Annotated in this window: 24 protein-coding genes; 10 read left to right on the forward strand and 14 right to left on the reverse strand. The window is 73.3% G+C overall.

All coding sequences use genetic code 11. The features are described from left to right. Window positions 1–29: 29 nt before the first annotated feature. Window positions 30–914, reverse strand: coding sequence for a LysR substrate-binding domain-containing protein (locus tag JEK78_RS21195; RefSeq protein WP_200261762.1), 885 nt, complete (start codon window positions 912–914; stop codon window positions 30–32). A gap of 82 nt (window positions 915–996) precedes the next feature. On the opposite strand from JEK78_RS21195, the gene JEK78_RS21200 reads away from it, so the two are divergent. The 3 genes from JEK78_RS21200 to JEK78_RS21210 are packed head-to-tail and all read left to right on the forward strand — an operon-like array spanning window position 997 to window position 4,402. After that, on the forward strand, window positions 997–1,704 hold the full coding sequence (locus JEK78_RS21200; RefSeq protein WP_200261763.1) for a succinate dehydrogenase: 708 nt from the start codon (window positions 997–999) through the stop codon (window positions 1,702–1,704). Window positions 1,705–1,706: 2 nt separating this feature from the next. Beyond that, a complete protein-coding gene (locus tag JEK78_RS21205) occupies window positions 1,707–3,656 on the forward strand; it encodes a fumarate reductase/succinate dehydrogenase flavoprotein subunit (protein WP_200261764.1) in 1,950 nt (649 codons plus the stop codon). Continuing rightward, complete coding sequence (locus JEK78_RS21210; RefSeq protein WP_200261765.1) at window positions 3,653–4,402, forward strand: succinate dehydrogenase/fumarate reductase iron-sulfur subunit; 750 nt, start codon at window positions 3,653–3,655, stop codon at window positions 4,400–4,402. Before JEK78_RS21205 ends, JEK78_RS21210 begins: the two co-directional genes overlap by 4 nt. A gap of 186 nt (window positions 4,403–4,588) precedes the next feature. On the opposite strand, the gene JEK78_RS21215 is transcribed toward JEK78_RS21210, so the two are convergent. From JEK78_RS21215 to egtA, 5 genes are all read right to left on the reverse strand, one after another. Further along, complete coding sequence (locus JEK78_RS21215) at window positions 4,589–4,804, reverse strand: dodecin (protein WP_200261766.1); 216 nt, start codon at window positions 4,802–4,804, stop codon at window positions 4,589–4,591. 163 nt (window positions 4,805–4,967) lie between these two features. Next, window positions 4,968–5,930: an L-histidine N(alpha)-methyltransferase gene (egtD, locus tag JEK78_RS21220; protein WP_200261767.1), complete on the reverse strand. Its 963-nt coding sequence runs from the start codon at window positions 5,928–5,930 to the stop codon at window positions 4,968–4,970. Next, entirely contained in the window at window positions 5,927–6,748 is an 822-nt protein-coding gene (egtC, locus tag JEK78_RS21225) for an ergothioneine biosynthesis protein EgtC (RefSeq protein ID WP_200261768.1), read from the reverse strand. The genes egtD and egtC overlap by 4 nt, the downstream gene beginning before the upstream one ends. Further along, complete coding sequence (gene egtB / locus JEK78_RS21230) at window positions 6,748–8,064, reverse strand: ergothioneine biosynthesis protein EgtB (RefSeq protein WP_200261769.1); 1,317 nt, start codon at window positions 8,062–8,064, stop codon at window positions 6,748–6,750. Before egtB ends, egtC begins: the two co-directional genes overlap by 1 nt. Next, window positions 8,061–9,422 (reverse strand): ergothioneine biosynthesis glutamate--cysteine ligase EgtA, encoded by a 1,362-nt coding sequence (gene egtA / locus JEK78_RS21235; protein ID WP_200261770.1) that lies wholly within the window; start codon window positions 9,420–9,422, stop codon window positions 8,061–8,063. The genes egtB and egtA overlap by 4 nt, the downstream gene beginning before the upstream one ends. Before the next feature lie 761 nt (window positions 9,423–10,183). Between egtA and JEK78_RS21240 the strand changes: the two genes are divergently transcribed. Continuing rightward, window positions 10,184–10,504 (forward strand): DUF6343 family protein, encoded by a 321-nt coding sequence (locus JEK78_RS21240; protein WP_200261771.1) that lies wholly within the window; start codon window positions 10,184–10,186, stop codon window positions 10,502–10,504. A 162-nt stretch (window positions 10,505–10,666) separates the two neighbouring features. Continuing rightward, window positions 10,667–11,320 (forward strand): phosphoribosyltransferase family protein, encoded by a 654-nt coding sequence (locus JEK78_RS21245; protein WP_200261772.1) that lies wholly within the window; start codon window positions 10,667–10,669, stop codon window positions 11,318–11,320. 24 nt (window positions 11,321–11,344) lie between these two features. On the opposite strand, the gene JEK78_RS21250 is transcribed toward JEK78_RS21245, so the two are convergent. Beyond that, window positions 11,345–12,532, reverse strand: coding sequence for a CaiB/BaiF CoA-transferase family protein (locus tag JEK78_RS21250; RefSeq protein ID WP_200261773.1), 1,188 nt, complete (start codon window positions 12,530–12,532; stop codon window positions 11,345–11,347). A 283-nt stretch (window positions 12,533–12,815) separates the two neighbouring features. Continuing rightward, window positions 12,816–13,184, reverse strand: coding sequence for a thioredoxin (gene trxA, locus JEK78_RS21255; RefSeq protein WP_200261774.1), 369 nt, complete (start codon window positions 13,182–13,184; stop codon window positions 12,816–12,818). A 194-nt stretch (window positions 13,185–13,378) separates the two neighbouring features. On the opposite strand from trxA, the gene JEK78_RS21260 reads away from it, so the two are divergent. Then, window positions 13,379–14,809 carry an NAD(P)/FAD-dependent oxidoreductase gene (locus tag JEK78_RS21260; RefSeq protein WP_200261775.1) on the forward strand — a complete coding sequence of 477 codons (1,431 nt, stop codon included), beginning with the start codon at window positions 13,379–13,381 and terminating at the stop codon, window positions 14,807–14,809. 83 nt (window positions 14,810–14,892) lie between these two features. Here the strand turns inward: JEK78_RS21260 and JEK78_RS21265 are convergent, their stop codons facing one another. Continuing rightward, the gene (locus JEK78_RS21265; protein ID WP_200261776.1) at window positions 14,893–15,087 is read right to left on the reverse strand and encodes a hypothetical protein; all 195 of its coding nucleotides are present in this window, start codon (window positions 15,085–15,087) and stop codon (window positions 14,893–14,895) included. A 250-nt stretch (window positions 15,088–15,337) separates the two neighbouring features. On the opposite strand from JEK78_RS21265, the gene JEK78_RS21270 reads away from it, so the two are divergent. Then, on the forward strand, window positions 15,338–16,231 hold the full coding sequence (locus tag JEK78_RS21270) for a pyridoxamine 5'-phosphate oxidase family protein (protein WP_200261777.1): 894 nt from the start codon (window positions 15,338–15,340) through the stop codon (window positions 16,229–16,231). Between the two features lie 237 nt (window positions 16,232–16,468). Here the strand turns inward: JEK78_RS21270 and JEK78_RS21275 are convergent, their stop codons facing one another. After that, on the reverse strand, window positions 16,469–17,293 hold the full coding sequence (locus tag JEK78_RS21275; protein ID WP_200261778.1) for a glutamate ABC transporter substrate-binding protein: 825 nt from the start codon (window positions 17,291–17,293) through the stop codon (window positions 16,469–16,471). Window positions 17,294–17,745: 452 nt separating this feature from the next. Here JEK78_RS21275 and JEK78_RS21280 point away from each other — a divergent pair, with 452 nt between their 5' ends. Beyond that, window positions 17,746–18,342 (forward strand): hypothetical protein, encoded by a 597-nt coding sequence (locus JEK78_RS21280; RefSeq protein ID WP_200261779.1) that lies wholly within the window; start codon window positions 17,746–17,748, stop codon window positions 18,340–18,342. A 54-nt stretch (window positions 18,343–18,396) separates the two neighbouring features. On the opposite strand, the gene JEK78_RS21285 is transcribed toward JEK78_RS21280, so the two are convergent. From JEK78_RS21285 to JEK78_RS21295, 3 genes are all read right to left on the reverse strand, one after another. Further along, window positions 18,397–18,699, reverse strand: coding sequence for a DUF1540 domain-containing protein (locus JEK78_RS21285; RefSeq protein ID WP_242483162.1), 303 nt, complete (start codon window positions 18,697–18,699; stop codon window positions 18,397–18,399). A gap of 150 nt (window positions 18,700–18,849) precedes the next feature. Next, a complete protein-coding gene (locus JEK78_RS21290; protein WP_200261780.1) occupies window positions 18,850–20,007 on the reverse strand; it encodes a cation:proton antiporter in 1,158 nt (385 codons plus the stop codon). Between the two features lie 6 nt (window positions 20,008–20,013). Further along, entirely contained in the window at window positions 20,014–20,493 is a 480-nt protein-coding gene (locus JEK78_RS21295; protein ID WP_200261781.1) for a cation:proton antiporter regulatory subunit, read from the reverse strand. Between the two features lie 177 nt (window positions 20,494–20,670). Here JEK78_RS21295 and JEK78_RS21300 point away from each other — a divergent pair, with 177 nt between their 5' ends. Together JEK78_RS21300 and JEK78_RS21305 are read left to right on the forward strand one after the other, a co-directional pair. Then, a complete protein-coding gene (locus JEK78_RS21300) occupies window positions 20,671–22,032 on the forward strand; it encodes an MBL fold metallo-hydrolase (RefSeq protein WP_200261782.1) in 1,362 nt (453 codons plus the stop codon). A gap of 112 nt (window positions 22,033–22,144) precedes the next feature. Beyond that, complete coding sequence (locus JEK78_RS21305; protein ID WP_200261783.1) at window positions 22,145–22,888, forward strand: sulfite exporter TauE/SafE family protein; 744 nt, start codon at window positions 22,145–22,147, stop codon at window positions 22,886–22,888. Window positions 22,889–22,938: 50 nt separating this feature from the next. Here JEK78_RS21305 and JEK78_RS21310 read toward each other — a convergent pair whose 3' ends face one another. Continuing rightward, the gene (locus tag JEK78_RS21310) at window positions 22,939–23,226 is read right to left on the reverse strand and encodes a metal-sensitive transcriptional regulator (protein ID WP_200261784.1); all 288 of its coding nucleotides are present in this window, start codon (window positions 23,224–23,226) and stop codon (window positions 22,939–22,941) included. Between the last annotated feature and the right edge of the window lie 31 nt (window positions 23,227–23,257).

A 23,257-nucleotide genomic window follows, 5' to 3' on the forward strand; every position in this document is an offset into this window, starting at 1 on the left:
ACAGGGGGACGGGGCGCGGCCCGCGCGGTTCACCGGTCCAGCAGCATGCGTTGCAGCTCCCGGGCCGCCCGGGGCGGGGCCACGTCGCTGCGGTGGGCCAGGGCGATCGTCCGGTGCAGCCCCGGACGGGCCAGCGGGGTCACCCGCAGTCCGCGAGCGTCCTTCGCCGCGACCATCCGCGGGACCACCGCCACCCCCAACCCGGCCCCGACGAAGCCGAGCACCGCGTCCATCTCCCCGCCCTCCACGGCGAACTCCGGCTCGAACCCCTCCGAGCGGCAGGCGGCCACCGTCAGTTCCCGCAGGTCGTACCCGTGCCGGAACATCACCAGTCGCTCGCCCTCCAGATCGGCGACCCGCACCGACCGCCGCCCCCCACCAGGGGCGGGCTGGTCCCGGGCCGACACCACGACGAGGTCCTCGCGCAGCAGCTCCAGGGTGGTCAGCGCCGGCGCCGGGGAGGGCAACGGAAGGACGACCAGTGCCAGGTCGAGGGCGCCGCGCGCCAGTTCCCGGACCAGGTCGTGGGAGCCGCCCTCCTCGACCGACAGTCGGACCCCGGGGTAGCGGTCGTGGAAGGCGCGCAACACCTCGGGCAGCAGGCCGGTGCAGACGCTCGGCGTCGCGCCGAGTCTGACCCGCCCGCCACGCAGCCCGACGAGCTCCCGCACCTCGTGTCGCGCGGTGTCGGCGTCGGCGAGGATGCGACGGGCCAAGGGCAGGAGCGCCTCTCCGGCGTCGGTCAGGGTGATGTTCCCGCGCGCCCGCTGGAAGAGATCGGCGCCCAGATCCCGCTCCAAGGCCCGGACCTGCTGGGAGAGCGAGGGCTGCGCGACATGGACGGCCTCGGCGGCCCGGGTGAAGTGGCGTGTCTCGGCCACGGCGACGAAGTACCGGAGTTGCTGGAACTGCATGCCTCATCATAGCTGTGAACTATGGAATCGAGGCATTTCATGTCTTGGACCGATCGGTTGGGTGCGGCCTACCGTCGATCCCATGGCTCTGGCAACGCGGACGGACCGCGGATTCCCGAGGGTGCGCGCGGCGTGGAGGTCGACCGTCGGCAAGAAGACGGTGATGGCCGTCAGCGGGCTTGTCATGTTGCTCTACCTGGTCTCCCACATGATCGGGAACCTGAAGATCTTCTTCGGCCCGGAGGAGTTCGATCACTACGCCCACTGGCTGCGCACCCTCGGGGAGCCGGTGATGCGGTACGAGTGGACGCTCTGGGTCTTCCGGTTCGTGCTGGTCGTCTCCGTCGTGGCCCACGCCGTCTCCGCCCACCAGCTCAGCCGTCGCGACATCCGGGCCAGGCCCCGGCCGTACGTCCACCGCAAGGCCCGCACGAGCTACGCGACGCGCACCATGCGGTGGGGCGGGATCATCCTGGGCCTCTTCGTCGTCTGGCACATCCTGGACCTGACCACCGGCACCGTCCACGCCGGCGACTTCGAGTCCGGCGCTCCGTACCGGAACGTCGTGGGCACCTTCTCCACCTGGTACGGGAACGTCGTCTACATCGCCGCCGTGTCCGCGCTCGGCCTGCACGTCCGGCACGGCTTCTGGAGCGCCGCGCAGACCCTCGGCGTCGGTGGTCCGACCCGGGACCGAGCCCTGCGGATCGGGGCCGACCTCCTCGCCCTGCTGCTCACGGCCGGTTTCATCGCCGTGCCCGTGGCCGTCATGACCGGAGTGGTGAGCTGACCATGACCCCCTACACCCGATACACCACCGGCGAACCCGTCCTCGACACCCGGGCGCCGGAGGGCCCGATCGCCGATCGGTGGGACCGACGCCGCTTCGAGGCGCGCCTCGTCAACCCGGCCAACCGGCGCAAACACACCGTCATCGTCGTCGGGACGGGCCTGGCCGGCGGATCGGCCGGGGCCACGCTCGCGGAGCAGGGCTACCGAGTGATCCAGTTCTGCTACCAGGACTCCCCGCGCCGCGCTCACTCCATCGCCGCCCAGGGCGGCATCAACGCGGCGAAGAACTACCGCAACGATGGCGACTCGGTCCACCGTCTCTTCTACGACACCGTCAAGGGCGGCGACTTCCGCGCCCGGGAGTCCAACGTCCACCGGCTCGCGCAGATCTCCGTCGAGATCATCGACCAGTGCGTGGCACAGGGCGTTCCGTTCGCCCGCGAGTACGGTGGCCTGCTCGACACCCGCTCCTTCGGCGGGGTCCAGGTGTCGCGGACCTTCTACGCCCGAGGCCAGACCGGCCAGCAACTCCTGCTCGGCGCCTACCAGGCGCTGTCCCGGCAGATCGCCGCCGGGAACGTGGAGATTCACCCACGCACCGAGATGCTCGACCTGGTGGTGGTGGACGGCCGGGCCCGCGGCATCGTCGCCCGCGACCTGGTCACCGGACGGATCGACACCCACTTCGCGGACGCCGTGGTGTTGGCGAGCGGTGGCTACGGCAACGTCTTCCACCTCTCCACGAACGCCATGAACTCCAACGCCACCGCTGTGTGGCGAGCCCACCGGCGAGGCGCCCTCTTCGCCAACCCGTGCTTCACCCAGATCCACCCGACGTGCATCCCGAGGAGTGGCGACCACCAGTCCAAGCTGACCCTGATGAGCGAGTCGCTGCGCAACGACGGTCGCATCTGGGTGCCGAAGAACAAGGGCGACGACCGCGCCCCCGACCGCGTTCCCGAGGACGAACGCGACTACTACCTGGAGCGCGTCTACCCCGCCTTCGGCAACCTCGTGCCCCGCGACATCGCCTCGCGTGCGGCGAAGAGCGTCTGCGACGAGGGACGAGGGGTGGGACCCGGCGGTCAGGGCGTCTACCTGGACTTCGCCGACGCCATCGCCCGGATGGGGCGGGATGCGGTGGAGGCCCGGTACGGGAACCTCTTCGAGATGTACCGGCGGATCACGGACGAGGACCCCTACCGCGTCCCCATGCGCATCTATCCCGCCGTGCACTACACGATGGGCGGCCTGTGGGTCGACTACGACCTGCGGACCACCGTGCCGGGCCTGTTCGCCATCGGCGAGGCCAACTTCTCCGACCACGGGGCCAACCGCCTCGGCGCGTCCGCGTTGATGCAGGGGCTCGCCGACGGCTACTTCGTCCTCCCCACCACCCTCAACGACTACCTCGCCCGGACCCCGGACCCGGTCCCGGTCACCGACGACCACCCGGCCGTCCGAGAGGTGGTCGCCGCCACCCGGGAGCGGCTGGACCTGCTTCTCTCCGTCGACGGAGACCGTACCCCCGACTCCTTCCACCGCGAACTCGGCGAGCTGATGTGGGAGTTCTGCGGCATGTCCCGCACGGAGTCCGGCCTGCGCGAGGCGCTCGAACGGATCCCGAGGCTCCGCGAGGAGTTCTGGCGACGCGTCAAGGTCCCGGGCACCGGCGAGGAACTCAACCAGGCGCTGGAGAAGGCCAACCGCGTGGTCGACTACCTCGAACTCGCGGAGTTGATGTGCCTGGACGCGTTGCACCGGGCCGAGTCCTGCGGAGGCCACTTCCGCGAGGAGTCGCAGACCCCGGACGGCGAGGCGGCCCGCCGGGACGACGCCTTCTCCTACGTCGCCGCCTGGGAGTTCACCGGCACCGGCGCGCCGCCCGTGCTGCGCCGGGAGGACCTGGTCTTCGAGTACGTCCACCCCACCCAGCGGAGCTACGCATGAGGCTCACCCTGCGGGTCTGGCGCCAGCGGAACGCCGACGCCGACGGCGCCATGACCACCTACCGGGTCGACGGCGTCTCACCCGACATGTCCTTCCTGGAGATGCTCGACACCCTGAACGAGGAGTTGATCCTCGCGGGCGACGACCCCGTCGCCTTCGACCACGACTGCCGGGAGGGCATCTGTGGCGCGTGCTCGCTCGTCATCGACGGCGAGGCCCACGGTCCCGAACGCACCACCGCCTGCCAACTGCACATGCGATCCTTCGACGACGGCGACACCATCGACGTCGAACCGTGGCGGGCCGCTGCCTTCCCGGTCGTCAAGGATCTGGTCGTCGACCGCTCCGCCCTGGACCGGGTCGTCCAGGCGGGCGGCTTCGTCACCGTCCCCACGGGTTCCGCGCCCGAGGCCCACGCCACCCCGGTCCCCAAGCCCGACGCCGATCTCGCCTTCGAGTACGCCGAGTGCATCGGCTGCGGCGCCTGCGTCGCCGCCTGCCCCAACGGCGCGGCGATGCTGTTCACCTCGGCCAAGGTCAACCACCTCAACGTCCTGCCGCAGGGGGCGCCCGAGCGGGAGACCAGGGTGCTGGACATGGTGGCGCGGATGGACGACGAGGGCTTCGGAGGCTGCACCCTCGCAGGGGAGTGCGCCACCGCGTGCCCGAAGGGCATCCCCCTGACCTCCATCACCGCGATGAACCGGGAGTGGCTCCGCGCCATTCGGAAGGCTCCCCGCCGGTAACGGGGCTCGGACGTTCGCCGACAGGTGCGGACGGGCGGGACCGGGAGAGGTGCTCCTCCCGGTCCCGTCTCGCTTGTCCCGAATAGCCCGACACCTCGCGCTCCCGCGGCACGCCGGGTCCGCCCCGCGACACCCCGCCGCCCGGCCGGGGCGCGGGCGCGCACCGACGTCGTGGCCCGCCCCGCCTCAGTCCGCGTCCTCCAGCCGGAACCCGACCTTCAGGCCGACCTGCCAGTGCGCGACGCGACCACCCTCTATCTGACCGCGAACCTGGGTCACCTCGAACCAGTCCAGGTTGCGCAGGGTGCTCGAAGCGCGGGACACGCCGTTGCGCACCGCCTGTTCCACGCCGTCCGGCGAGGTGCCGACGATCTCGGTGACCCGATAGGTGTGGTTCGACATGGGTGCTCCTCTCCGCGGGCGACCGACCCGCATGGGCCGCGCACCTTCCACGGTGCCCCAGGCGGCGGCGCCGCGCGAGGCGTCCACCGCACGCCCGGGCCGGCCGGGCACCGTCCGTCGGTCGCCGGCGGTGTCCGCAGGCCGCATCGACCGGGGACGTCGCTCAACCGGCCACGCTCAGCGACAGGGCGAAGCGTTCGGCGGAGTCGGTCCACCACCCGGTCGTCTCCCAACCCGCGGCGGAGAGTTCGGCGGCGACGCTCTCACGGCGGAACTTCGACGACACCTCGGTCCGCATCTCCTCGCCCGCCGCGAAGTCCACGACGGTGCCGAGGGCGGGGATCTTGACCGTTTGCGCGGTCAGGGCGCGCAACCGCATCTCGATCCACTCGTGCCGGGGATCCCACCGCGCCACGTGCCCGAAGGCCGCGGGTTCGAAGTCCGCGCCCAACTCCCTGTTGATCACCGTGAGGACGTTCTTGTTGAACGCGGCGGTCACCCCGGTCTCGTCGTCGTACGCCCTGATCAGCGTCCGCTCGTCCTTGACGAGGTCGGTGCCGAGCAGCAACGCGTCCCCCGGCGCGAGCGCCTCGCGGACCGAGCGCAGGAACGCCGAACGCTCGTCCGGCAGCAGGTTGCCCACGGTGCCGCCGAGGAACGCCACCAGGCGGGGTCCGGGGGTCCGCGGAAGGGCCAGGCCCGCCGTGAAGTCGGCGATCAGCGCGTGCACGTCGAGGCCCGGGCGTTCGGCGGCGAGCGTCTCGCCCGCACGCGCCAGCGCGCTGCCGCTCACGTCCACCGGCACGTAAACGCGCAGTCCCGCCAAGGCGTCGAGCAGGTGTCCGGTCTTCTCCGACGAGCCGGAACCCAGCTCGATCAGCGTGCGGGCCTCGACCAACTGGGCGATCTCTTCGGCCCGGGCGATCAGGATCTCCCGCTCGGCGCGGGTCGGGTAGTACTCGGGAAGCCGGGTGATCTCGTCGAACAGGTCGCTTCCCCGCGCGTCGTAGAACCACTTGGGTGGCAGGGTCTTCGGTGCGCCGGTCAGTCCTGCCAGCACGTCGGCCCGCAGCGCGGCGTCCGTCGCGTTCTCGGGAAGGGTGCGGGTGATGCGGAAAGAGCTCACGGGCGGTGCTCCTCGGCTGGTGCGGGGACGGTGGTCAAGGGGTCGGCGGACTCGTGCGTCCCGCTCGGCGCGATCTCTCCGATCGGGACGCTCCGCACTCCGGCGCGGTCGGCCACCAACAGCGTCCGGTCGGGCACCGCACGCCACTCCGGCGTGTCGTCGAACGGCTCCGAGGCCACCACGGTGCCGCCTTCCGGCGTGGACCGACACCAGAGGCTATCGCCCCACGCCGTGGCGGTGATCGTCGCACCGTCGGTGAGCAGCAGGTTCAACCGGGACGCGGGCGCTGCCGAGGCGACCTCGCGCACGGTCTCCGCCATCGCCGCGCCCGGCTCGCGGCCGGCCCGCAGGCGGGCCAGGAGCAGAGCCCACACGAACGCGGAGTCGTTCCTGGCCTCCAGGGTCAGCAGGGCCTCCCCTGGAAGCGATCGCGCCGACCTCGACAAGGAGGCCGGCCACCCGGACACCGCGCCGTTGTGGCTGAACAGCCACATGTCGGCGGCGAACGGCGCAGCCGCGGCCTCGCCGTCGGCGCTCGCGACCGTGGCGTCGCGCACAGCGGCCAGCAGTGCCCCGGTCCGCACCACGCGGGCCAGATCGGCGAAGGACCCGTCCGCCCAGATCGGCCCGGACCTGCGGTATCGGGCCGGGACGGCGTCTTCCTCGGCGTACCATCCAACGCCGAAACCGTCGGCGTTGACGGTGCCGAACCGCTGCCTGCGGGGAGCCCAGGACTGCCGGTAGAGGCCGTGGACGGGCGTGACCAGCAGGCGCTCCAACGGCACTCGCGTTCCCACGTAGGCGATATGACGACACATCAGGCGACCTCCGACCGGGCCGTGCGGAACCCCGAGAAGATCTGGCGCCGGACCGGGTAGTCCCAGTTGCGGAAGGTGCCGCGACAGACGACCGGATCGACGGCGAAGGAACCACCGCGCAGCACCTTGTGATCGGCGCCGAAGAACACCTCCGAGTACTCCCGGTAGGGGAAGGCGCGAAAGCCCGGGTAGGGCCGGAAGTCGTCCGCCGTCCACTCCCACACGTCGCCGACGAGTTGGTGGACGCCCAGTGGCGAGGCGCCCGCCGGGTAGCTGCCCACCGGGGCCGGGCGGAGATGCCGCTGACCGAGGTTGGCGTGCTCCGGGCCCGGGTCGGCGTCGCCCCAGGGGTAGCGCGTGGAGCGGTCCCCGGACGGGTCGTGGCGCGCGGCCTTCTCCCACTCCGCTTCCGTGGGCAGTCGCCGTCCGGCCCATCGGGCGTAGGCGTCCGCCTCGTACCAGGACACGTGGACCACCGGCTCCCGGGACGGCACGCGCTCGGTCACGCCGAAGCGCCGGCGCATCCACCGGGTCCCGTCGCGCCACCAGTGGAGAGGGGCCCGGATGGAGCTCCGACAAATCCGCTCGAAGCCCTCCGGCGCCCACCACCGGGGGTCGGTGTACCCGCCGTCCTCGATGAACTCGGCGTAGGCGCCGTTGGTCACCGGGGTGGTGTCGATGAAGAAGGGGGCCACCTCCCGGCGGTGCGCCGGTCGCTCGTTGTCCAGGGCCCACGGCTCGGTGGACGTGCCCATGGTGAACTCCCCGCCGGGCACGAGGACCTCGGCGGGCCCGTCGAAGGGCGGTGCGGGAGGCGGGTCGGATGCGGCGAGGACCGCGGGGCCCCGGCGCGACTGATGGGTGATCAACATCGTCTCGTCGTGCTGCTGCTCGTGCTGGGCGATCATCCCGAAGGCGAACCCGGCCTCGGTCAGCCGTGCTCCGTCGAAGGCGGTGTGCTCCAGCACGTCCAGCGCGCGAGCGCGCACCTCCGCCGCGTAGCGGCGTGCCTCGTCCGGAGGGAGCAGGGGCAGCTTCGGCCGCTCCGCCCGAGGGTGCTCGAACGCGTCGTACAGGCCGTCGATGTCGGGGCGCAGCGGCTCCTGGCCGGCGACGGCCCGGAGCAGCCAGAGTTCCTCCTGGTTGCCGATGTGGGCGAGATCCCACACCAGCGGGGACATCAGCGGCGAGTGCTGCGCGACGAGGTCCGGGTCGTCGACGCAGCCGGTCAGCAGCTCGGTGCGCTCGCGGGCGGCGACCAGGGTGGCCAGCGCCCTCTCCCGCAGGAAGCTGGGGTCCCGCGCGGTCTCGGTCATCGTGGGGCGCCCTTTCCGTGACGCGTGGCGGTGGTCCGCTCGGCGGAGTCCGGTCTCGGGAGGAGGGGACCGGTGCCGTCCGCCCGGTCCAGCAGGTCGTCGGCGGGGCAGCGTCCTCGGAGGGTGTGCCGCTCCAGATAGGCCGCGACCGCGCCGGTGACCTCGTCGGTGGCCCCCAGCCGAGGCAGCGCCGCGAGCGCCGCCTCGAAGCAGACCACCGCGGCCTCGCGAAGCTCCCGGTCCGCCAGCCCCGATCGGGCCGCGTCGCGCCACAGGGGGTTGTGCGGAGCCGGTAGTCCCAACGTGCGTTCGGCCAGCGGCTTGACCGTACGGTAGGCGGTCTCCGCGGCCTCCGCGTCGTCGAACAGCGCCGTCGTCACCGCCAGCGGCACCATCCAGCCGTCCTCCCCGGGCTGTGCGTCGATCATGCGCAGCTCCAGGTGGCCGCGAGGGCGCACCGGGGGAAACAGCGTCGTGAGGTGGTAGTCGAGATCGTCGCGGTCGGGGGGTCTGCGCGGGCCCGATCCGCTGCGGACCCAGTCCCGGAAGGTCAGCGCTTCCGGCACCTCCCAGGGCTCCCGACCGCCCGCGCGGACGCACATGACGGGGGACTCCAGCACGTGGCGGGCCCAGCTGCCGCGAGGGTCGGTGTCCAGGGGAGGGCCGCCCGCGCGTGCCGTGCCGATCTGGGTCCAGCGCAGCTGGCGGGTGGAGAGCCAACCGGAGGGGCGCCGGCCCGCCAGCGGCGAGTTCGCGAACGCGGCGACCAGGACCGCGCCCAGGAGGTGCGCCAGCCACCAGCGGCGCACGTGTCCGAGAGGCCCGGGCTCCTCGTATCCGGCGTCCAGGCAGACCTGCACGGACGCGGAGGCGCACATCATGGCCCGGCCGGCCGGACCGGTGCGGTCCAGGCACGCCTCCATGGCGTCGTAGCGGGGTCTGCGAAGGACGCGCCGAGGGGAGTGCCAGGGTTCGTGCCCCAGGCCCACCAGGGCCAGCCCGCCGGTTCGCAGGGACGCGCGGACGGCGGCGAGATCGGCGGAGACGGCGTCCACGCATCGCATGAGCGACTCGGCCGGCGGCGAACTCAGCTCCAGTTGGCCGCCGGGTTCGACGGTCAACGCGGACCGCAGGGGCAGGGTGCGAAGAGCGCCGTAGGCCGCCTCCAGACGCGCCGGGTGCACGGGGCCGCCCGGCCCGCCCACCTCGTGGACGAGCCATTCCACCTCGACGCCGACGCGCCGCGGAGGGCCCGTCTTGAAGCAGATGCCGTGCACCAGGGCCTCTACCTCCGCCTCGGTCAGCGGTGTGGGAGGCCGGCACGGGCCGGCCTCCGTCGCGGTGGGTCTGTCCGACATCACGTGGTCCTCCTGACGCAGGGACGTGGCACACCCCGCTCGTCGGGGTGACGTGCTCGTTCCACCCAAGCCGCCGTCGCCGGGCGACACAAGGGCGCATTTCGGGCCATTTCCGGATCGAAGGGTACGGGTCGCCCTGGGGGCCGTGTGGGCCTCCTCGAACGTCTGCCCGTTCCGAAAACCCTTTGCACCGCCGGACCAGCATCACTCAGGATGCCTATCCGGGCACGGGGGACGAGCCCGGGTGGGGCCATGGCACACACGGGGGTGGTGCCAGGGCCCCGCGCCTCCGCGTGGCGCCGCCGGACGGGTCGTCGAGGCCCTCCGAGCCGGTTCCCGGCCGCGCGCGTCCTCGCGGCCCCCGGTGTCGCCGACGCGGTCCGATCGGGTGACGACGGCGAAACCCGCGCCGGGAATCGGGAGGGTTCGGCGGGAGCCGTCCGCTCTCCCGTCCACCGGCGCGGTCCGGCGTCCCGGAATTCCCCGCCCCTCGCGGATCGTGGGCCGCTTCTCGGCCTCACGACGGGTCCACCGTGTTTACGTCCCCGCATCCGGGCAACGCGGCGCACACGGGGGCGTCCGCCCGGGCGATCCCGCCGGCGCGGCGTCGCGGGAGGCCGGGCGACCGCGTCACGACCGTGCCGCGCCTCGGGGCGGCATCCGGTCGCCCCGCGCCCCGAGAGGAGACGAACCCCGGTCGTTCCGTCCCGCGCACCGCGCCCGCCCTCCGCCGGGCGGCCCGCAGCCACCGAGGAGGCCCCATGTCCGGCCGACACCGACGGGAGCCGGTACCCCGGTCGAGGTCCGGCGCCTTCGGTCGCCGCTTCCCGCGCACCGGCACCGAACCGCTCACCGCGCAGAGCCCGCTGCGGCTGCGGCTGCTGCTGTCGGCGCTGTTCCTGCCCCTGTTCGTCGCGGCGGCCGTGCTCTTCGGCCTGTGGGCCGCTCGGGTCGAGGCGGGAGACGAGCCCGGCCGCGGCGCCCTCGTCGCCGTCGCCGCCATCAGCGCCGCCGCGGCGCTGATGGCGGCGGCCGACCTGGTGACCGTGGTCCGCCGACTGCGTCGGGAGCGCGGGGCGTGAGCGCGGTCGGGTCCGTCGTGTTCCCCCCGGCGGCCGCGGCCCGAACCGGGGGGCCTCCGGGCCGTCCCGGCACCGGAGGGTCGTCGAAGCCGGCCCTCGCGTCGCCGGAGCGGGACAGCCGGACGGCACCGACGTCTCGCGGTCGGAGGGGGCCGCTCCGCCGTGCGGTTCCGTGACCGGGCCCAGGCCGGACGTGCCCTCGCCGTCGACCTGCGCGACCTGCGGGATCGGGGCGGGCTCCCCGATCCCGTCGTGGTGCTCGGCCTGGCGCGGGGTGGTGTCGAGGTGGCCGCGGAGGTCGCCCGCGAGCTGGCGGCCCCACTCGACGCGCTCGTGGTACGGAAGATCGGCGCGCCGTTCCACGAGGAGTACGGCATCGGCGCGGTCGTGGGCGACGACGAGCCCCTCCTCGACCGCCGGGCCGTGACCGCGCTGGGGCTGACCGAGTCCGATCTCGCGCCGGCGGTGGCCCGGGAGCGAGCCGAGATCCGTCGCCGCGAACGGCTCTACCGCCGCGGGCGTCCGGCGCCCGACCCGGCGGGGCGCACGGTCGTCGTGGTGGACGACGGGCTGGCGACCGGGTCCACGGCTCGCGCGGCACTGCGCGCGCTCCGCCGGCGACGCCCCGGCCTGTTGGTGCTGGCGGTCCCGGTGGGGGCGCCTGACACGGTGGAGCGGATGCGCGAGGAGGCCGACGTGGTGCGCTGCCTAGCCACGCCGACGGCCTTCACCGCCGTGGGCCTCTGGTACGAGGAGTTCGAGCAGTTGACCGACGACCAGGTCATCCGCGCGCTGGAGTCCGGGGGTCCGACCTGAGGGACGGCGGGTCGTTGCGCGCCGTCAGATCACGCCGTCCGCCCGGAGTGCCCGGATGTCGTCGGGGGAGTGGCCCAGCTCGGCGAGGATGGTGTCGGTGTGTTGGCCGCAGGCCGGAACCGGGTCCATCCGGGTGGGAACGCCCACCAGGTCGGCCGGCGGCAGGGTGGCGTCCACGCGGGCACCGCCGGGCAGCGTGACCCCGCGCCGACGGTCGCGCTCCGTCAGCACGGGGTGGTCGAGGAAGGCCTCGATGTCGTCGACGCTCGAACAGGCCACGCCGATCTCCGCCAGCAGCGCGAGCAGTTCGGAGCTGTCGTCGCGGGCGCAGCGCTCGGCGACGACGGTGTCCACGGCTTCGCGGTGCGCCCCCCGGGCCGGGCCGGTGGAGAAACGCGGATCGTCGGTCAGCTCGGGCCGGCACAGGAACCGCTCGCACAGGGCGGCCCACTCGCGCTCGTTCTGCACGGAGAGGAGCACGTCCTTGCCGTCGGCGGCCCGGAAGGTGCCGTAGGGGGCGATCGTGGCGTGCCGGGTGCCCAGGCGCGGTGGCGGGCTTCCGCCGTGGCGCGTGTAGAGGGCTGGCTGGCCCATCCACTCGGCCAGGGCTTCGAAGAGGGAGACCTCCACCGGGTGGGCGGTGCCGGTCGTGGCCCTGGTGTAGAGGGCGGTGAGGACGCCGCTGTAGGCGTACATCCCGGCCGCGATGTCGGCGACCGGGATGCCGGCGCGCGCGGGCGCCTCCTGGGTCCCGGTGAGCGAGACCAGCCCGGTCTGGGCCTGCACGAGGAGGTCGTAGGCCTTGCGGTCGGCCCAGGGACCGTCGGTGCCGTAACCCGAGATCGTGCAGGTGATCAGGCGGGGCGACCGCTCCGCGAGCCGGGCGGTCTCCAGGCCGAGCCGCCGGGCGGCGCCGGGGCCGAGGTTGTGCACGAGCACGTCCGCCTCGTCGAGCAACCGCAGCAGGACCGCCATGCCCCTGGGGTCCTTGAGGTCGAGGGTGAGGGACTCCTTGGAGCGGTTCAGCCAGACGAAGTAGCTGGACTCGCCGTGGACCGCGGTGTCGTAGCGGCGAGCGAAGTCGCCCCCGGGCGGGCGCTCCACCTTGATCACGCGGGCGCCGAGGTCGGCGAGTTGTCGAGTGGCGTAGGGGGCGGCCACCGCCTGCTCCAGACCGACCACCGTGACACCTGCCAAGGGGAGCCCGTGCACCTTGTCGCCTCCCGGGGTCCGACGGGGCCGGTGGGACCCGTTCCCGGAGAGGTTTCTACGGAGTGGTGCCTCGGGTTGTCAACGGGGCGGCTTTCGGAGGTGAGTGCCGCGCCGGCTCGCCTCGCCCGCCGTCGGGGCGGGGTCGGGGCGGCGGACGGTGGTCCGGGATCGCCGAGCAGGGATCCGGGACGCGTTCGTTGAACATTCTACCATCTCCTTCCCGGACTCCCACACCCGTCCCGGTCGGCCGCGGGTCTCCGAGGGGCGTCGCCCCGGTACGGGGTCACTCGGCCCGCTGCTCTGCCACCGCCTTGCGTACCTCGTCCATGTCCAGGGCGCGCGCCTGGCCGATCACGTCGGTCAGGGCGGTCTCCGGAAGCGCCCCGGGCTGCGCGAAGACCGCCACCTGGTCCCGGACGATCATCAGAGTGGGGATGGACTGGATGTTGAAGGCCGAGGCCAACTCGGGCTGGGCCTCGGTGTCCACCTTGCCGAAGACGAGGTCCGGGTTCTGCTCGGCGGCCCGCTCGTACACGGGTGCGAACTGTCGGCACGGTCCGCACCACGCCGCCCAGAAGTCGATGAGCACGAAGCCGTTGTCCGAGACCGTCCGGTCGAAGTTCTCCTTGGTCAGCTCCACGGTGTGGGTCATCGTGGTCGTCCCTCTTCCTGCGATCGTGGGCGTATGGCGTGTCTCGGGAACGCGCCGGAAAGACGCCGGTATTCCACGAGAGCGGGTCCACCCGAGCGAGTTCCCACCAACGGGCCCGACCCACCGGCGCGCCCCGGCGACCGCCCCGCCCCGCCCGCGTGGCGCGGGTCGGGGCAGGCCAGCAGACTGACCCCATGACCGAAACGGACCCCCGGGAGTACGACGTCGTCGTGGTCGGAGCGGGTCCGGTCGGCGAGAACGTCGCCGACCGGACCCGCGCGGCCGGCCTAGCCACCGCGATCGTGGAGAGCGAACTGGTCGGCGGAGAGTGCTCGTACTGGGCGTGCATGCCCAGCAAAGCACTGCTGAGGCCGGCCATCACGCGCGCGGACGCCCGCCGGACGCCCGGCGTGATGGGTGGGCTCTCCGACGCGCTCGACGTCCGCGCGGTCCTCGCGCATCGTGACGCCTACGCCTCGCACTGGGAGGACGACGGCCAGCGTCGGTGGGTCGAGGGTATCGGCGCCGACCTGTACCGCGGCCACGGTCGGCTCGCCGGTCCTCTGGTCGTGGAGGTCACCGGCGCCGACGACGAACGGCACACCCTCACCGCCCGGAACGCCGTGGCCGTCTGCACCGGCAGCCGGGCGCTCCTGCCCGACCTGCCGGGTCTCGCCGAGGCGCGACCCTGGACCAGCCGGGAGGCCACCAGCGCCACGTCGGCGCCCGAGCGGTTGATCGTGGTCGGAGGTGGCGTCGTCGCCGTCGAGATGGCCACCGCCTGGCAGGCCCTGGGCTCACGGGTCACCCTGTTGGTCAGGGGCGACGGCCTGCTGCGCCGTATGGAGCCGTTCGCCGGGGAACTCCTCGCCGAGTCCCTCGCCGAGGCCGGGGTCGACATCCGCACCGGCGCCGCCGTCGTCTCCGTCTCCCGCGCCCACGGGACGGTCGTCGCCGTCACCGACGCGGGGGACCGCTTCGAGGCGGACGAGATCCTGTTCGCCACCGGACGCGCCCCCCGGACGGACGATCTCGGACTGGAGACGGTCGGGCTGGAACCGGGTTCCTGGCTGCGCGTCGACGACACCCTCCGGGTGCCCGACCGGGACTGGCTCTACGCGGTGGGCGACGTCAACCACCGGGCACTGCTCACTCACCAGGGGAAGTATCAGGCCCGGATCGCCGGCGACGCCATCGCGGCCCGGGCGGCCGGCCCGACGCCGGGAAGCGCCGTCGGTGAGGTGCCCACCGCGGTGGCGGACCGCGGGGCCGTGCCGCAGGTGATTTTCTCCGACCCGGAGGCGGCCTCGGTCGGTCTGTCGCTGGCCGAGGCGGAGAAGGCGGGCCACCGGGTCCGGGCCGTCGACGTCGACTTGTCCACGGTGGCGGGCGCGGGCCTGTTTCGCGAGGGCTACCGGGGGCAGGCTCGCATGGTCGTCGATCTGGACGACGAGACGCTGCGCGGCGTGACCTTCGTCGGTCCCGGTGTGGGAGAGCTGCTGCACTCGGCCACCGTCGCGGTGGCGGGCCGGGTACCCATCGGCCGGCTGTGGCACGCGGTGCCGTCCTACCCGACGCTGAGCGAGGTCTGGCTGCGGCTTCTGGAGACCTACCGGGACGACTGAGGGCGGCCCCCCCACGCGCGACCGCGTGGAGACGCATCGAGCACCCCCCCCGTCTCCGCGCGGTCGAGTGGTCGGTCCCGCCGTCAGCCGATCTCGTGGGTGACCGCCGCGCCGCCGATGCCGACCACGGCGATCAGGGTGAGGCAGATCGCCACGCTCGCGGCGATGGCGACGGGCGGAGCGTCCACGCCGAAGCGTCCCCGAGCGTCCTCGGTCAGCGCGGTCGTCGCCTCGGCCGAAAGCCGGCGGGCGATGCTGTCGTTGCCTGTCGTGGCCATCTTCATCCCTCTGTCTCGACGGCGTGACTCCGTGGTCGGACGGTCTTCTCACACGATGCCGAGAGGGGGGGGAGGGCCACCTCCCCCGGGTGGCCCCACTCGTGGGGGAAGGACCTCCCCCCGATCAGGGGAGCGCTCCGGCAGGGCCGTGGGGCCGCCGGGCTCCCGGGACAGGGCCGGGCGGCCCGTGCGCCGACCGAGGGGGCGTGGCACTTTGGAGAAAGCACCCCTGCGGCGGAGGGCGACCAGTATGCGAGCTCACCTGGGAGACCACCTCGTCGTCGAAGGCCCGTCGACCGGAGCGACCGGGCGTGACGGCGAGATCGTCGGTCTGCGTCACGAGGACGGCACCCCTCCCTACGACGTGCGGTGGTCGGACACGGACGAGGTCACCCTGGTGTTTCCCGGGCCCGACGCGCACATCCGACCCCAGACCGACGGCGGGCGGTCCGCCGCCGCCCCCGGGGGCCGGCACGGGCGCCGCGGAGGGACGGCGGGCGCCCTAACCGACATCGGCAGGCGCATCGCCGTCGAGCGCCGCAGGCGGGGACTGAGCAGGGAGGAGACGGCCCGCCGCGCGCGGATGGCACCCGGCTACCTCGCCTACCTGGAGGAGCGTCCCGCCGACCCCAGCGTGGCGACCCTCATCCGGCTCGCCGACGCCCTGGAGACCACCGTCGGCGAATTGCGCGGCGGCGGTGCCGACCTGCCTCCCGGTCGAGGACGAGCCATGCTGCGGCCCCGGCTGCGCGACCTGGACGCTCGGGAGTGCCGAGGGCTCCTGTCGACGCACGGAGTGGGCCGACTCGCGGTGAGAGAGCCCGACGGCAGCCCGGCCATCGTTCCCGTCAACTACGAGACCGTCGGCGACACGATCGTCTTCCGCACCGCCCCCGACTCCGTCCCCGCGTCGGCCGTGGGGACGGAGGTCGCCTTCGAGGTCGATCACGTGGACGAGGCACTCGGCCGGGGCTGGAGCGTGCTGGCCGTGGGTCCGGCGCGGGCGGTGACCGAGCCGGCCGCCGTGCGGCGGCTCGCCGAGGGCGCCCGTACCGTGCCGTGGGCCGGAGGAGAGCGCGACGTGTGGGTGTCGATCGAGCCCACCCGTCTGACGGGGCGCCGCATCACACCGGCCGACCCCTGACCGCGCGCGTGACCGCGAGGCGGTGGAGTGCGCAACCCTCCTCCCCTGCGCCCGGGAAGGGCTTCAGGGCGACGGAGGGCACCGGCCCCGCGGCTCGCGCGGAGCGCGGCGGGTGCCCCGACCGCACGTCGCAGGTGTGCGTCCACTCCCGCTCCGCGACGCCACGACGTCGTCGCCGTGCGAGGAGCGGATATCAGGACCCGGGCCGATACGAGGGCGCGCCTCGCGGACCCCCCGTCAGTTCACCACGGCCCCGATCTCCGGCGCCGGCTCGTTGTCGTAGTTGGCCCAGCTGAAGTGGTCCAGGACCGCCTTGAACCACGACTCGTCCTCGACCATCCGCTTCAGGGCGTCGTTGATCCCCTCGACCAACTCCGGGTTGCCCTTCTTGACCCCTATGCCGTAGTTCTCGTTGCTCAACTGCAGCCCGGCCAGCTCGAACTTGTTGACGTACTGCTCCTGCGACGCGTAGCCGGCGAGGATGGCGTCGTCGGTGGTGACCGCGTCGACGTCGCCGTCGGCGAGGGACTCCAGGCACGCGGCGTAGGAGTCGAGGGTCTCGAGTTCGGCGTCCTTGGCGAAGTCGTCCTTGACGTTCTGGGCGGAGGTGGAGCCGGACACCGAGCACAGCTTCTTGCCGTTGAGGTCCTCGACGTCCTCTATCTCCCCGTGCACGCGGACCAGGAGGTCCTGATGGGCCAGCAGATAGGGGCCGGCGAAGTCGACCTGCTGCCGTCGCTCGTCGGTTATGGAGTACGTCGCGACGACGAAGTCGACCGCTCCGCTGGTGAGCGCGTCCTCGCGGTCCGCGCTCTTCGTCTCCTTGAAGTCGATGGCGTCCTTGTCGTAGCCGAGCTCCCTGGCCACGTATCTGGCGACGTCCACGTCGAAGCCGGTGAAGGTGCCGTCGTCCTTGCGCAGACTCAGGCCCGGCTGGTCGTACTTGACGCCGATGCTGATCCTCTCGCCGAGACCGTAGTCCTTCTCGGACGAGCAACCGGTGGCGGAGACGGCGAGCGCGAGCGCGGAGGCCGAGGCGACGGCGACCCTACGAGACTGCATGCGGTGCTTCCCTCTGTGGTTCATGGCGTGACGGGACGGCTGAGCCGTCACGCCCTGGGCGGCAGGGGGAGGGGAAGCGACGAACCACGCGGGACACGCGGCGGCGGCATGCCGAGTAAGCCCATCGGCTTCCTGTTCCGTCCTGCCCGGGCAGGGGGGAACCTAAGCACACGCGGTACCGCCGGCGGCAGTCCGCGCGCCCGGATTTGAGGTCGATTTGAGGTTGCGGTGGTGTCGAGTCGGTCATGTCCGGACTGTGACGCCGTCCGATGTCCGACGCGGTTCTGTGTGGCGGTCACCCCGGTCGCGTAAGAAGCTGGAAGGGAGGCAGCCGGACCGGGGAGGTCGCCCGAGGAAGGCCGGCCGACGGCGTGCGGGGGCGTCGAAGCCGTTCGGCGACCGGCCCGGGGCGGCCGGTGACAGCGGACCGGCGACGAGCTGGAGGCCGAGCCATGGGCGCATCGCATCCCTCGCATCCGACCGGGCCTCGGCCCCCGGGTGGTTCGGGCGGACCGAACCCGCTCAGACGGGGGTGCGACCGTTTCGAGGACTGGTTCCGCCGTGCGCTGTACGTCCTGTTCGTCGTCGGCCTTCCGGTCGCCGCCATCACCGCCGGGCAGGCGTCCTACGACTCCTCCATGAGCACGGTGCGGTCGCAGTCGGCCGAGCGGGAGGCCGTGACCGCGCGGGTGACGGAGCGTGTCCCGGGTGACAGCCGGGGAGCGGAGTACCCGGCCGAGGTCCGCTGGACGGACGACCGGGGAGAGATCCGGACGGCGACCGCGATGGTCCAGTCCGGCACCGCCAAGGGCGCCGAGGAGCGCGTGTGGGTCGATCGGGAAGGAGCGGTGACCGGTCCGCCGATGTCCGCCGCGGAGGCGCGCACCGCCGGCTGGTTCACCGGCGGGCTGACGGCCCTGGCCGTGGCGGTCACCGCGAGCGGGCTGCGCGCGGGCGTGCGGGTGGCCGTGGACCGACGGCGCTACGCCCGGTGGGCGTCCGAGTGGGACCGGGTGGAGCCGCTGTGGTCGGCGCGTTTCACCCGGTGACCCGTTTCCCGACCGGTGCCGCGCCGGGCGTGGTGCCCGGGAGTCCGGCCGGTCTCAGTCGGGCGCGTAGGTGAGGCAGTCGATCTCGTCCCGCCGGTATCCGACGGTGACGGCCGGTGCGTGGCACTCCAGCTCGCGGTTGTGCCGGCAGTCGGCCATCTTGCAGGCTCCCACCCGGCCCGTGTCGGGAGCCTCCCCGCCCTTGGTGTCCGAGCTGAGGTAGGTGTCGCAGATGGCGCCGTGGATGTCGCCCACCGTGATCGCGGCGGCGCGGCAGGAGCGGCCGCGGTTGTACGCGCAGCTCTCCGCCGAGCATTCGCTGATCACGGGCAACCGCATGACCGGTGCGCTCGACATGTCCGTCCCTTCTCCGCGGGTCCGGTGGGGCCGGGGGGCCGTCGGCCGCGCCTTGGCGCCGACGGGATCGCGTTCCCACCTCGCTATCCAGGGTCGGCGAGCGGGCGCCCCCGCGCATCTTCGAGTGCCCGGGGCGGACGGGGCCGGCGGTCAGGGGGCCGCACGGGAGACCGCGGTCGGGCCGGCGCCGACGAAGCGTGTGATCACCGGCCCGGCCACCGCCAGGATCAGCACGTAGGCCGCGACCAGGGCGCCGAGGGCCTGGTGCCCGGTGCCCAGGAGTCCGACCACGACGACGGAGAACTCCCCGCGCGCGATCAGCGCCGAGCCGGCCCGGAGCCGGCCCGCCCGGCGGGCGCCTTCCCGCCGGGCCGCGTACCAGCCCGAGGCCACTTTCGTCAGCGCCGTCACCGCCGCCAGTGCGAGCGCCGCCGGCAGGACCGGCGGCAGGGCGTCCGGCCGGACCGACAGTCCGATCGCGAGGAAGAAGACGGCGGCGAACAGGTCCCGCAGGGGACCCAGGACCCGACGGGTGCGTTCGGCCGCGTCACCGGTGAGCGAGAGGCCGACCAGGAAGGCGCCGACGGCGGCGGAGATGTGGGCCGCCTCCGCCAGTGCCGCGACGATCAGCGTCACGCCCAGGACCCGCAACAACAGCTGCTCGGACTCGGGATGGGCGAGCAGCCGTCCCAGCCGGTGCCCCCATCGGTAGGACACCGTGAACGCCGTGACCAGGGATCCCAGGGCGAGCAGGACGCCGATCAGGGCCTGCGGCCAGGTGCCGCCGGTGGCAACGACCGCCAGGAGCGGCAGGTAGGCCGCCATGGCGAAGTCCTCCAACACCAGGACCGACAGAACGGCGGGGGTCTCCCGGTTGCCCAGTCGGCCCAGATCGGCGAGAAGCCGGGCGACGATCCCGGACGAGGAGATGTAGGTGACGCCGGCCAGGGCCAGGACGCCGGCGAAGTCGAGGCCGAGCAACAGGCCCGCCAGGGCCCCGGGCACCGCGTTCGACACGAGGTCGACCACTGCGGACGGCAGGTGGTGGCGCATCCCGGCGGTGAACTCCGGGACGCTGAAGTCCAGACCGAGGACGAGAAGGAGCAGGACGACGCCGATGCCGGCCCCCGTCTCGACGAAGGGGCCGGCCGCCGCGACGGGTGCGACGCCCCCCTCGCCGAGGGCCAACCCCGCGAGGAGGTAGAGCGGGACGGGGGACAGCGCGACGCGGCGGGCCAGCGCCCCGAGCACACTGAGCGCGGCGAGGATCACGCCGAGCTCCAGCATGAGGGCGACCGAGATGTGCACCGGGTCTCAGCCCTGGATGAGCTGTTCCAGCGCGGTGAGGCCCTGGCGTGTCCCGATGGCCACCAGGACGTCCCCGGAGCGCAGTACCTGTTCCGGGCCGGGTGACGGGATCACCCGCTCGCCCCGCACCACCGCCACGATCGAGGCGCCGGTCAGGGTACGCGCCCGGGTCTCCCCGAGGGGGTGCCCGGCGAAGGGGCCGCCGGCGCGCACCTCCACCTGCCCGGCACCCAGTCCGGGGACCTCCCGGGTGAGGTCGGCGAAGCGCTCGGCGATCCGGGGTGCGCCCAGGATCTCGGCCAGGGTCTCGGCCTCCTCCTCGGTGAGACGGAGGGCGAAGCGGGCGGCGTCCGGGTCCGTCGTGGCGTAGACCAGTAGTTCGAAGTCGCCCGTGCGCAGCGCCACCAAGCCGATCCGGTCGCCGTCGCGGTTGACGAACTCGTAGCGGAGCCCTACGCCTGGCAGGAGAACCTCGGTGACGTCCATGGCGCCATCATCAGGGCCGGGGGCGCACCGGATCACCTGGCGCTCCGCCGTTCGGTCGGGGGCCGTACGGGGGCGAATCCGGCCGGAAGGCGCCGTGTACCGAATACCCCCGGGGGTAATGATAAGGTCGACGGCATACCCCGGGGGGTAATTGTTTCCCGTGAGAGGAGTGCTCGCGTGTTCTTCGTCGACACCATCGAGCTCGAAGGTCTGGGCAACCGCGCCTATCTGGCCGGCGGCGCACGGACCGCCGCGGCGGTCGATCCGCCCCGGGACGTCGACCTGGTGATCGCCGCGGCGGCCCGACGCGGCGTGCGGATCTCCCACGTCGTGGAGACCCACCTGCACAACGACTACGTCTCCGGCGGGCTGGAGCTGGCGCGGGTCACTGGCGCGTCCTACCTGGTGCCGGCCGGCGCCAGGGTCGCCTTCACCCGGGTCCCGGTGGCGGACGGCGACGTGGAGGAGATCGACGAGGGTGTCTCCCTGGAGGCGCTGGCGACCCCGGGGCACACCCCGCACCACACCTCCTATGTGCTGCGCGAGCGGGAACGGGCGGTGGCGGCCTTCACCGGGGGATCGCTGCTGATCGGCAGCGTCGGGCGCCCGGACCTGGTGGAGCCTCGACTGACGGGGCCGCTTGCCAGGGCCCAGTACGCCTCCGCCCGCCGCCTGGCCGCAGCGCTCCCGGACGAGACGGCCGTCCTGCCCACCCACGGCTTCGGCAGCTTCTGCTCCTCCGCGCAGGCGGAGGGCGACACCACCACGATCGGCAGGGAGAAGGCGGTCAACAGCGCGTTCACCCAGGACGTGGAGACCTTCGTCGCCGGCCTGTTGGCCGGACTGGACGACGTGCCCGCCTACTACACGCACATGGGCCCCGCCAACGCCGCCGGCCCCGCGCCCATCGACCTGACGCCACCCGCCGCGGCGGACGCCGCGGAGATCGCCGCGCGGCTCGCGGCCGGCGAGTGGGTGGTGGATCTCAGGAACCGTGTCGCGTTCGCCCGGGGGCACGTGTCGGGCTCCTTCAACTTCGAGGCGGACGGAAAGCTCGCCACCCATCTGGCCTGGTCGATTCCGTGGGGCAAGCCCGTCACCCTCCTCGCGGAGTCCCCCGGGCAACTCGCGAGCGCACAGCGGGAGCTGGCCCGGGTGGGTATCGACCGCCCGGCGTCGGCGGCCACCGGCGGTCCGGACCGCTGGCTGCGCGAGGGCGACACGCCGGCCTCGTTCCCCCGCTCGACCTTCGCCGCACTGGCGGCGTCGGAGGCGGCGGGTCCCCGCGTGATCCTGGACGTGCGTCGGGACTCCGAGCGTCGGGGCGGTTGGATCGAGGGGTCGATCCACATCCCACTCCACGAGGTGCATCGCCGCGTGGCCGAGGTCCCCGACGGCACGATCTGGACGCACTGCGCGGGCGGCGCGCGCGCGGCCATCGCCGCCTCCATGCTGGACGCCGAGGGGCGAGCAGTCGTGGCCGTCGACGACGACTTCGCCGCCGCCGCGGCGGCCGGCCTCCCGGTGATCTCCCGGTGAACGCGCCGGCCGCCGGTCCGCCCGCGCTGACGCCCTCCGATCCTCCGTTCCGCGCGTGCCCGCCCGGCCTCGCGTGGCGCGCCGGCGAGCACGGAGAGGGCGGCCGCCCCGGATGACCACGCTCGTGCTCGCCCTCGTCGCCGGCGGGGTCGTCGGTCTCTTCCTCGGGGCCCTCGGCGGCGGCGGCAGCGTCTTGACCGTGCCCGCCCTGATCTACCTCCTGGGGTTCACTCCGGTGGCCGCCACCACCGCCTCCCTGATCATCGTGTCGGCCACCTCCGTCACCGCCCTGTGCGCGCACGCCCGCGACGGCAACGTGGCCTGGCGGACCGGAGGGCTGTTCGCGGTGGCGGGCGTCGTCCCCGCGGCGTTCGCGGGTGCCGCCGCGGGCCGGCTGCCGGCGGGGGTGCTCACCGGGGCCTTCGCCGTTGTCGCGGCCCTCGCCGCCTGGAGCATGCTGAGACCCCGGGTCGTGGAGCCGCGCGAACGGGTGCGGCCCGTGGCGGCCGCCGGGGTCGGCGCGGGACTGGGCGCGGTGACGGGGTTCCTCGGCGTCGGGGGCGGCTTCCTCGCGGTCCCCGCGCTGGTGAGCGTGGTGGGGCTGCGGATGCGCCGGGCGGTGGCCACCAGCCTGCTGGTCATCGCCGTGAACTCGCTGATCGCGCTGGCGGCCCGAGCCGGAACCGGAGGGGACCCGCGCTGGGAGCTGATCGGGCCGTTCGCGGGCGCCGCGATCCTCGGGGCCTGGGACGGCAGACGGCTCGCCACCAGGGTCTCGGGAGACGTGTTGCGACGGATCTTCGCCGGCGTCCTGCTGGTCGTGTCGGTCGTCATGCTGATCGACGTGGTCGTGTGAGAACGCGGCGAAGGCCGAGGCGCCCGGCCGGGGAAGGGGCCGTGCGCCGCTCAGGCGAGGGAGAGGAAGAGCTTCTCCAGCCGGCCGCGCATCTCCTCGGGGTCCTCGTCCGAGCGACGCCCCTGCTCGATGTCGGTCAGGCACTGCTGGAGCCCGGTCGCGATGATCGCGAAACCGGCCCGGTCCAGGGCCCGCGACGCCGCCGCGAGTTGAGTGACGACCTCCTCGCAGTCCCGACCCTCCTCGATCATCCGGATCACTCCGGAGATCTGGCCCTGCGCCCGGCGCAGGCGGTTGAGGACGGACTTCAACTCGGCACCCGCCAGATCCAGCTCCACCGCACACTCCTCACGAATACCCCCAGGGGTA

The organism is Streptomyces sp. HSG2, assembly GCF_016598575.1.
GTDB lineage: Bacteria > Actinomycetota > Actinomycetes > Streptomycetales > Streptomycetaceae > Streptomyces.

Excerpts from the sequence above, each read along its gene's own strand:
- egtB (WP_200261769.1), bottom strand. The coding sequence starts at position 8,064 with ATGACCGAGACCGCGCGGGACCCCAGCTTCCTGCGGGAGAGGGCGCTG.
- JEK78_RS21205 (WP_200261764.1), top strand. The coding sequence starts at position 1,707 with ATGACCCCCTACACCCGATACACCACCGGCGAACCCGTCCTCGACACC.
- egtC (WP_200261768.1), bottom strand. The coding sequence starts at position 6,748 with ATGTGTCGTCATATCGCCTACGTGGGAACGCGAGTGCCGTTGGAGCGC.
- JEK78_RS21215 (WP_200261766.1), bottom strand. The coding sequence starts at position 4,804 with ATGTCGAACCACACCTATCGGGTCACCGAGATCGTCGGCACCTCGCCG.
- JEK78_RS21240 (WP_200261771.1), top strand. The coding sequence starts at position 10,184 with ATGTCCGGCCGACACCGACGGGAGCCGGTACCCCGGTCGAGGTCCGGC.
- JEK78_RS21275 (WP_200261778.1), bottom strand. The coding sequence starts at position 17,293 with ATGCAGTCTCGTAGGGTCGCCGTCGCCTCGGCCTCCGCGCTCGCGCTC.
- JEK78_RS21280 (WP_200261779.1), top strand. The coding sequence starts at position 17,746 with ATGGGCGCATCGCATCCCTCGCATCCGACCGGGCCTCGGCCCCCGGGT.
- JEK78_RS21295 (WP_200261781.1), bottom strand. The coding sequence starts at position 20,493 with ATGGACGTCACCGAGGTTCTCCTGCCAGGCGTAGGGCTCCGCTACGAG.
- JEK78_RS21260 (WP_200261775.1), top strand. The coding sequence starts at position 13,379 with ATGACCGAAACGGACCCCCGGGAGTACGACGTCGTCGTGGTCGGAGCG.
- JEK78_RS21195 (WP_200261762.1), bottom strand. The coding sequence starts at position 914 with ATGCAGTTCCAGCAACTCCGGTACTTCGTCGCCGTGGCCGAGACACGC.
- JEK78_RS21305 (WP_200261783.1), top strand. The coding sequence starts at position 22,145 with ATGACCACGCTCGTGCTCGCCCTCGTCGCCGGCGGGGTCGTCGGTCTC.
- egtA (WP_200261770.1), bottom strand. The coding sequence starts at position 9,422 with ATGTCGGACAGACCCACCGCGACGGAGGCCGGCCCGTGCCGGCCTCCC.
- trxA (WP_200261774.1), bottom strand. The coding sequence starts at position 13,184 with ATGACCCACACCGTGGAGCTGACCAAGGAGAACTTCGACCGGACGGTC.
- JEK78_RS21285 (WP_242483162.1), bottom strand. The coding sequence starts at position 18,699 with ATGTCGAGCGCACCGGTCATGCGGTTGCCCGTGATCAGCGAATGCTCG.
- JEK78_RS21200 (WP_200261763.1), top strand. The coding sequence starts at position 997 with ATGGCTCTGGCAACGCGGACGGACCGCGGATTCCCGAGGGTGCGCGCG.
- JEK78_RS21270 (WP_200261777.1), top strand. The coding sequence starts at position 15,338 with ATGCGAGCTCACCTGGGAGACCACCTCGTCGTCGAAGGCCCGTCGACC.
- JEK78_RS21210 (WP_200261765.1), top strand. The coding sequence starts at position 3,653 with ATGAGGCTCACCCTGCGGGTCTGGCGCCAGCGGAACGCCGACGCCGAC.
- JEK78_RS21265 (WP_200261776.1), bottom strand. The coding sequence starts at position 15,087 with ATGGCCACGACAGGCAACGACAGCATCGCCCGCCGGCTTTCGGCCGAG.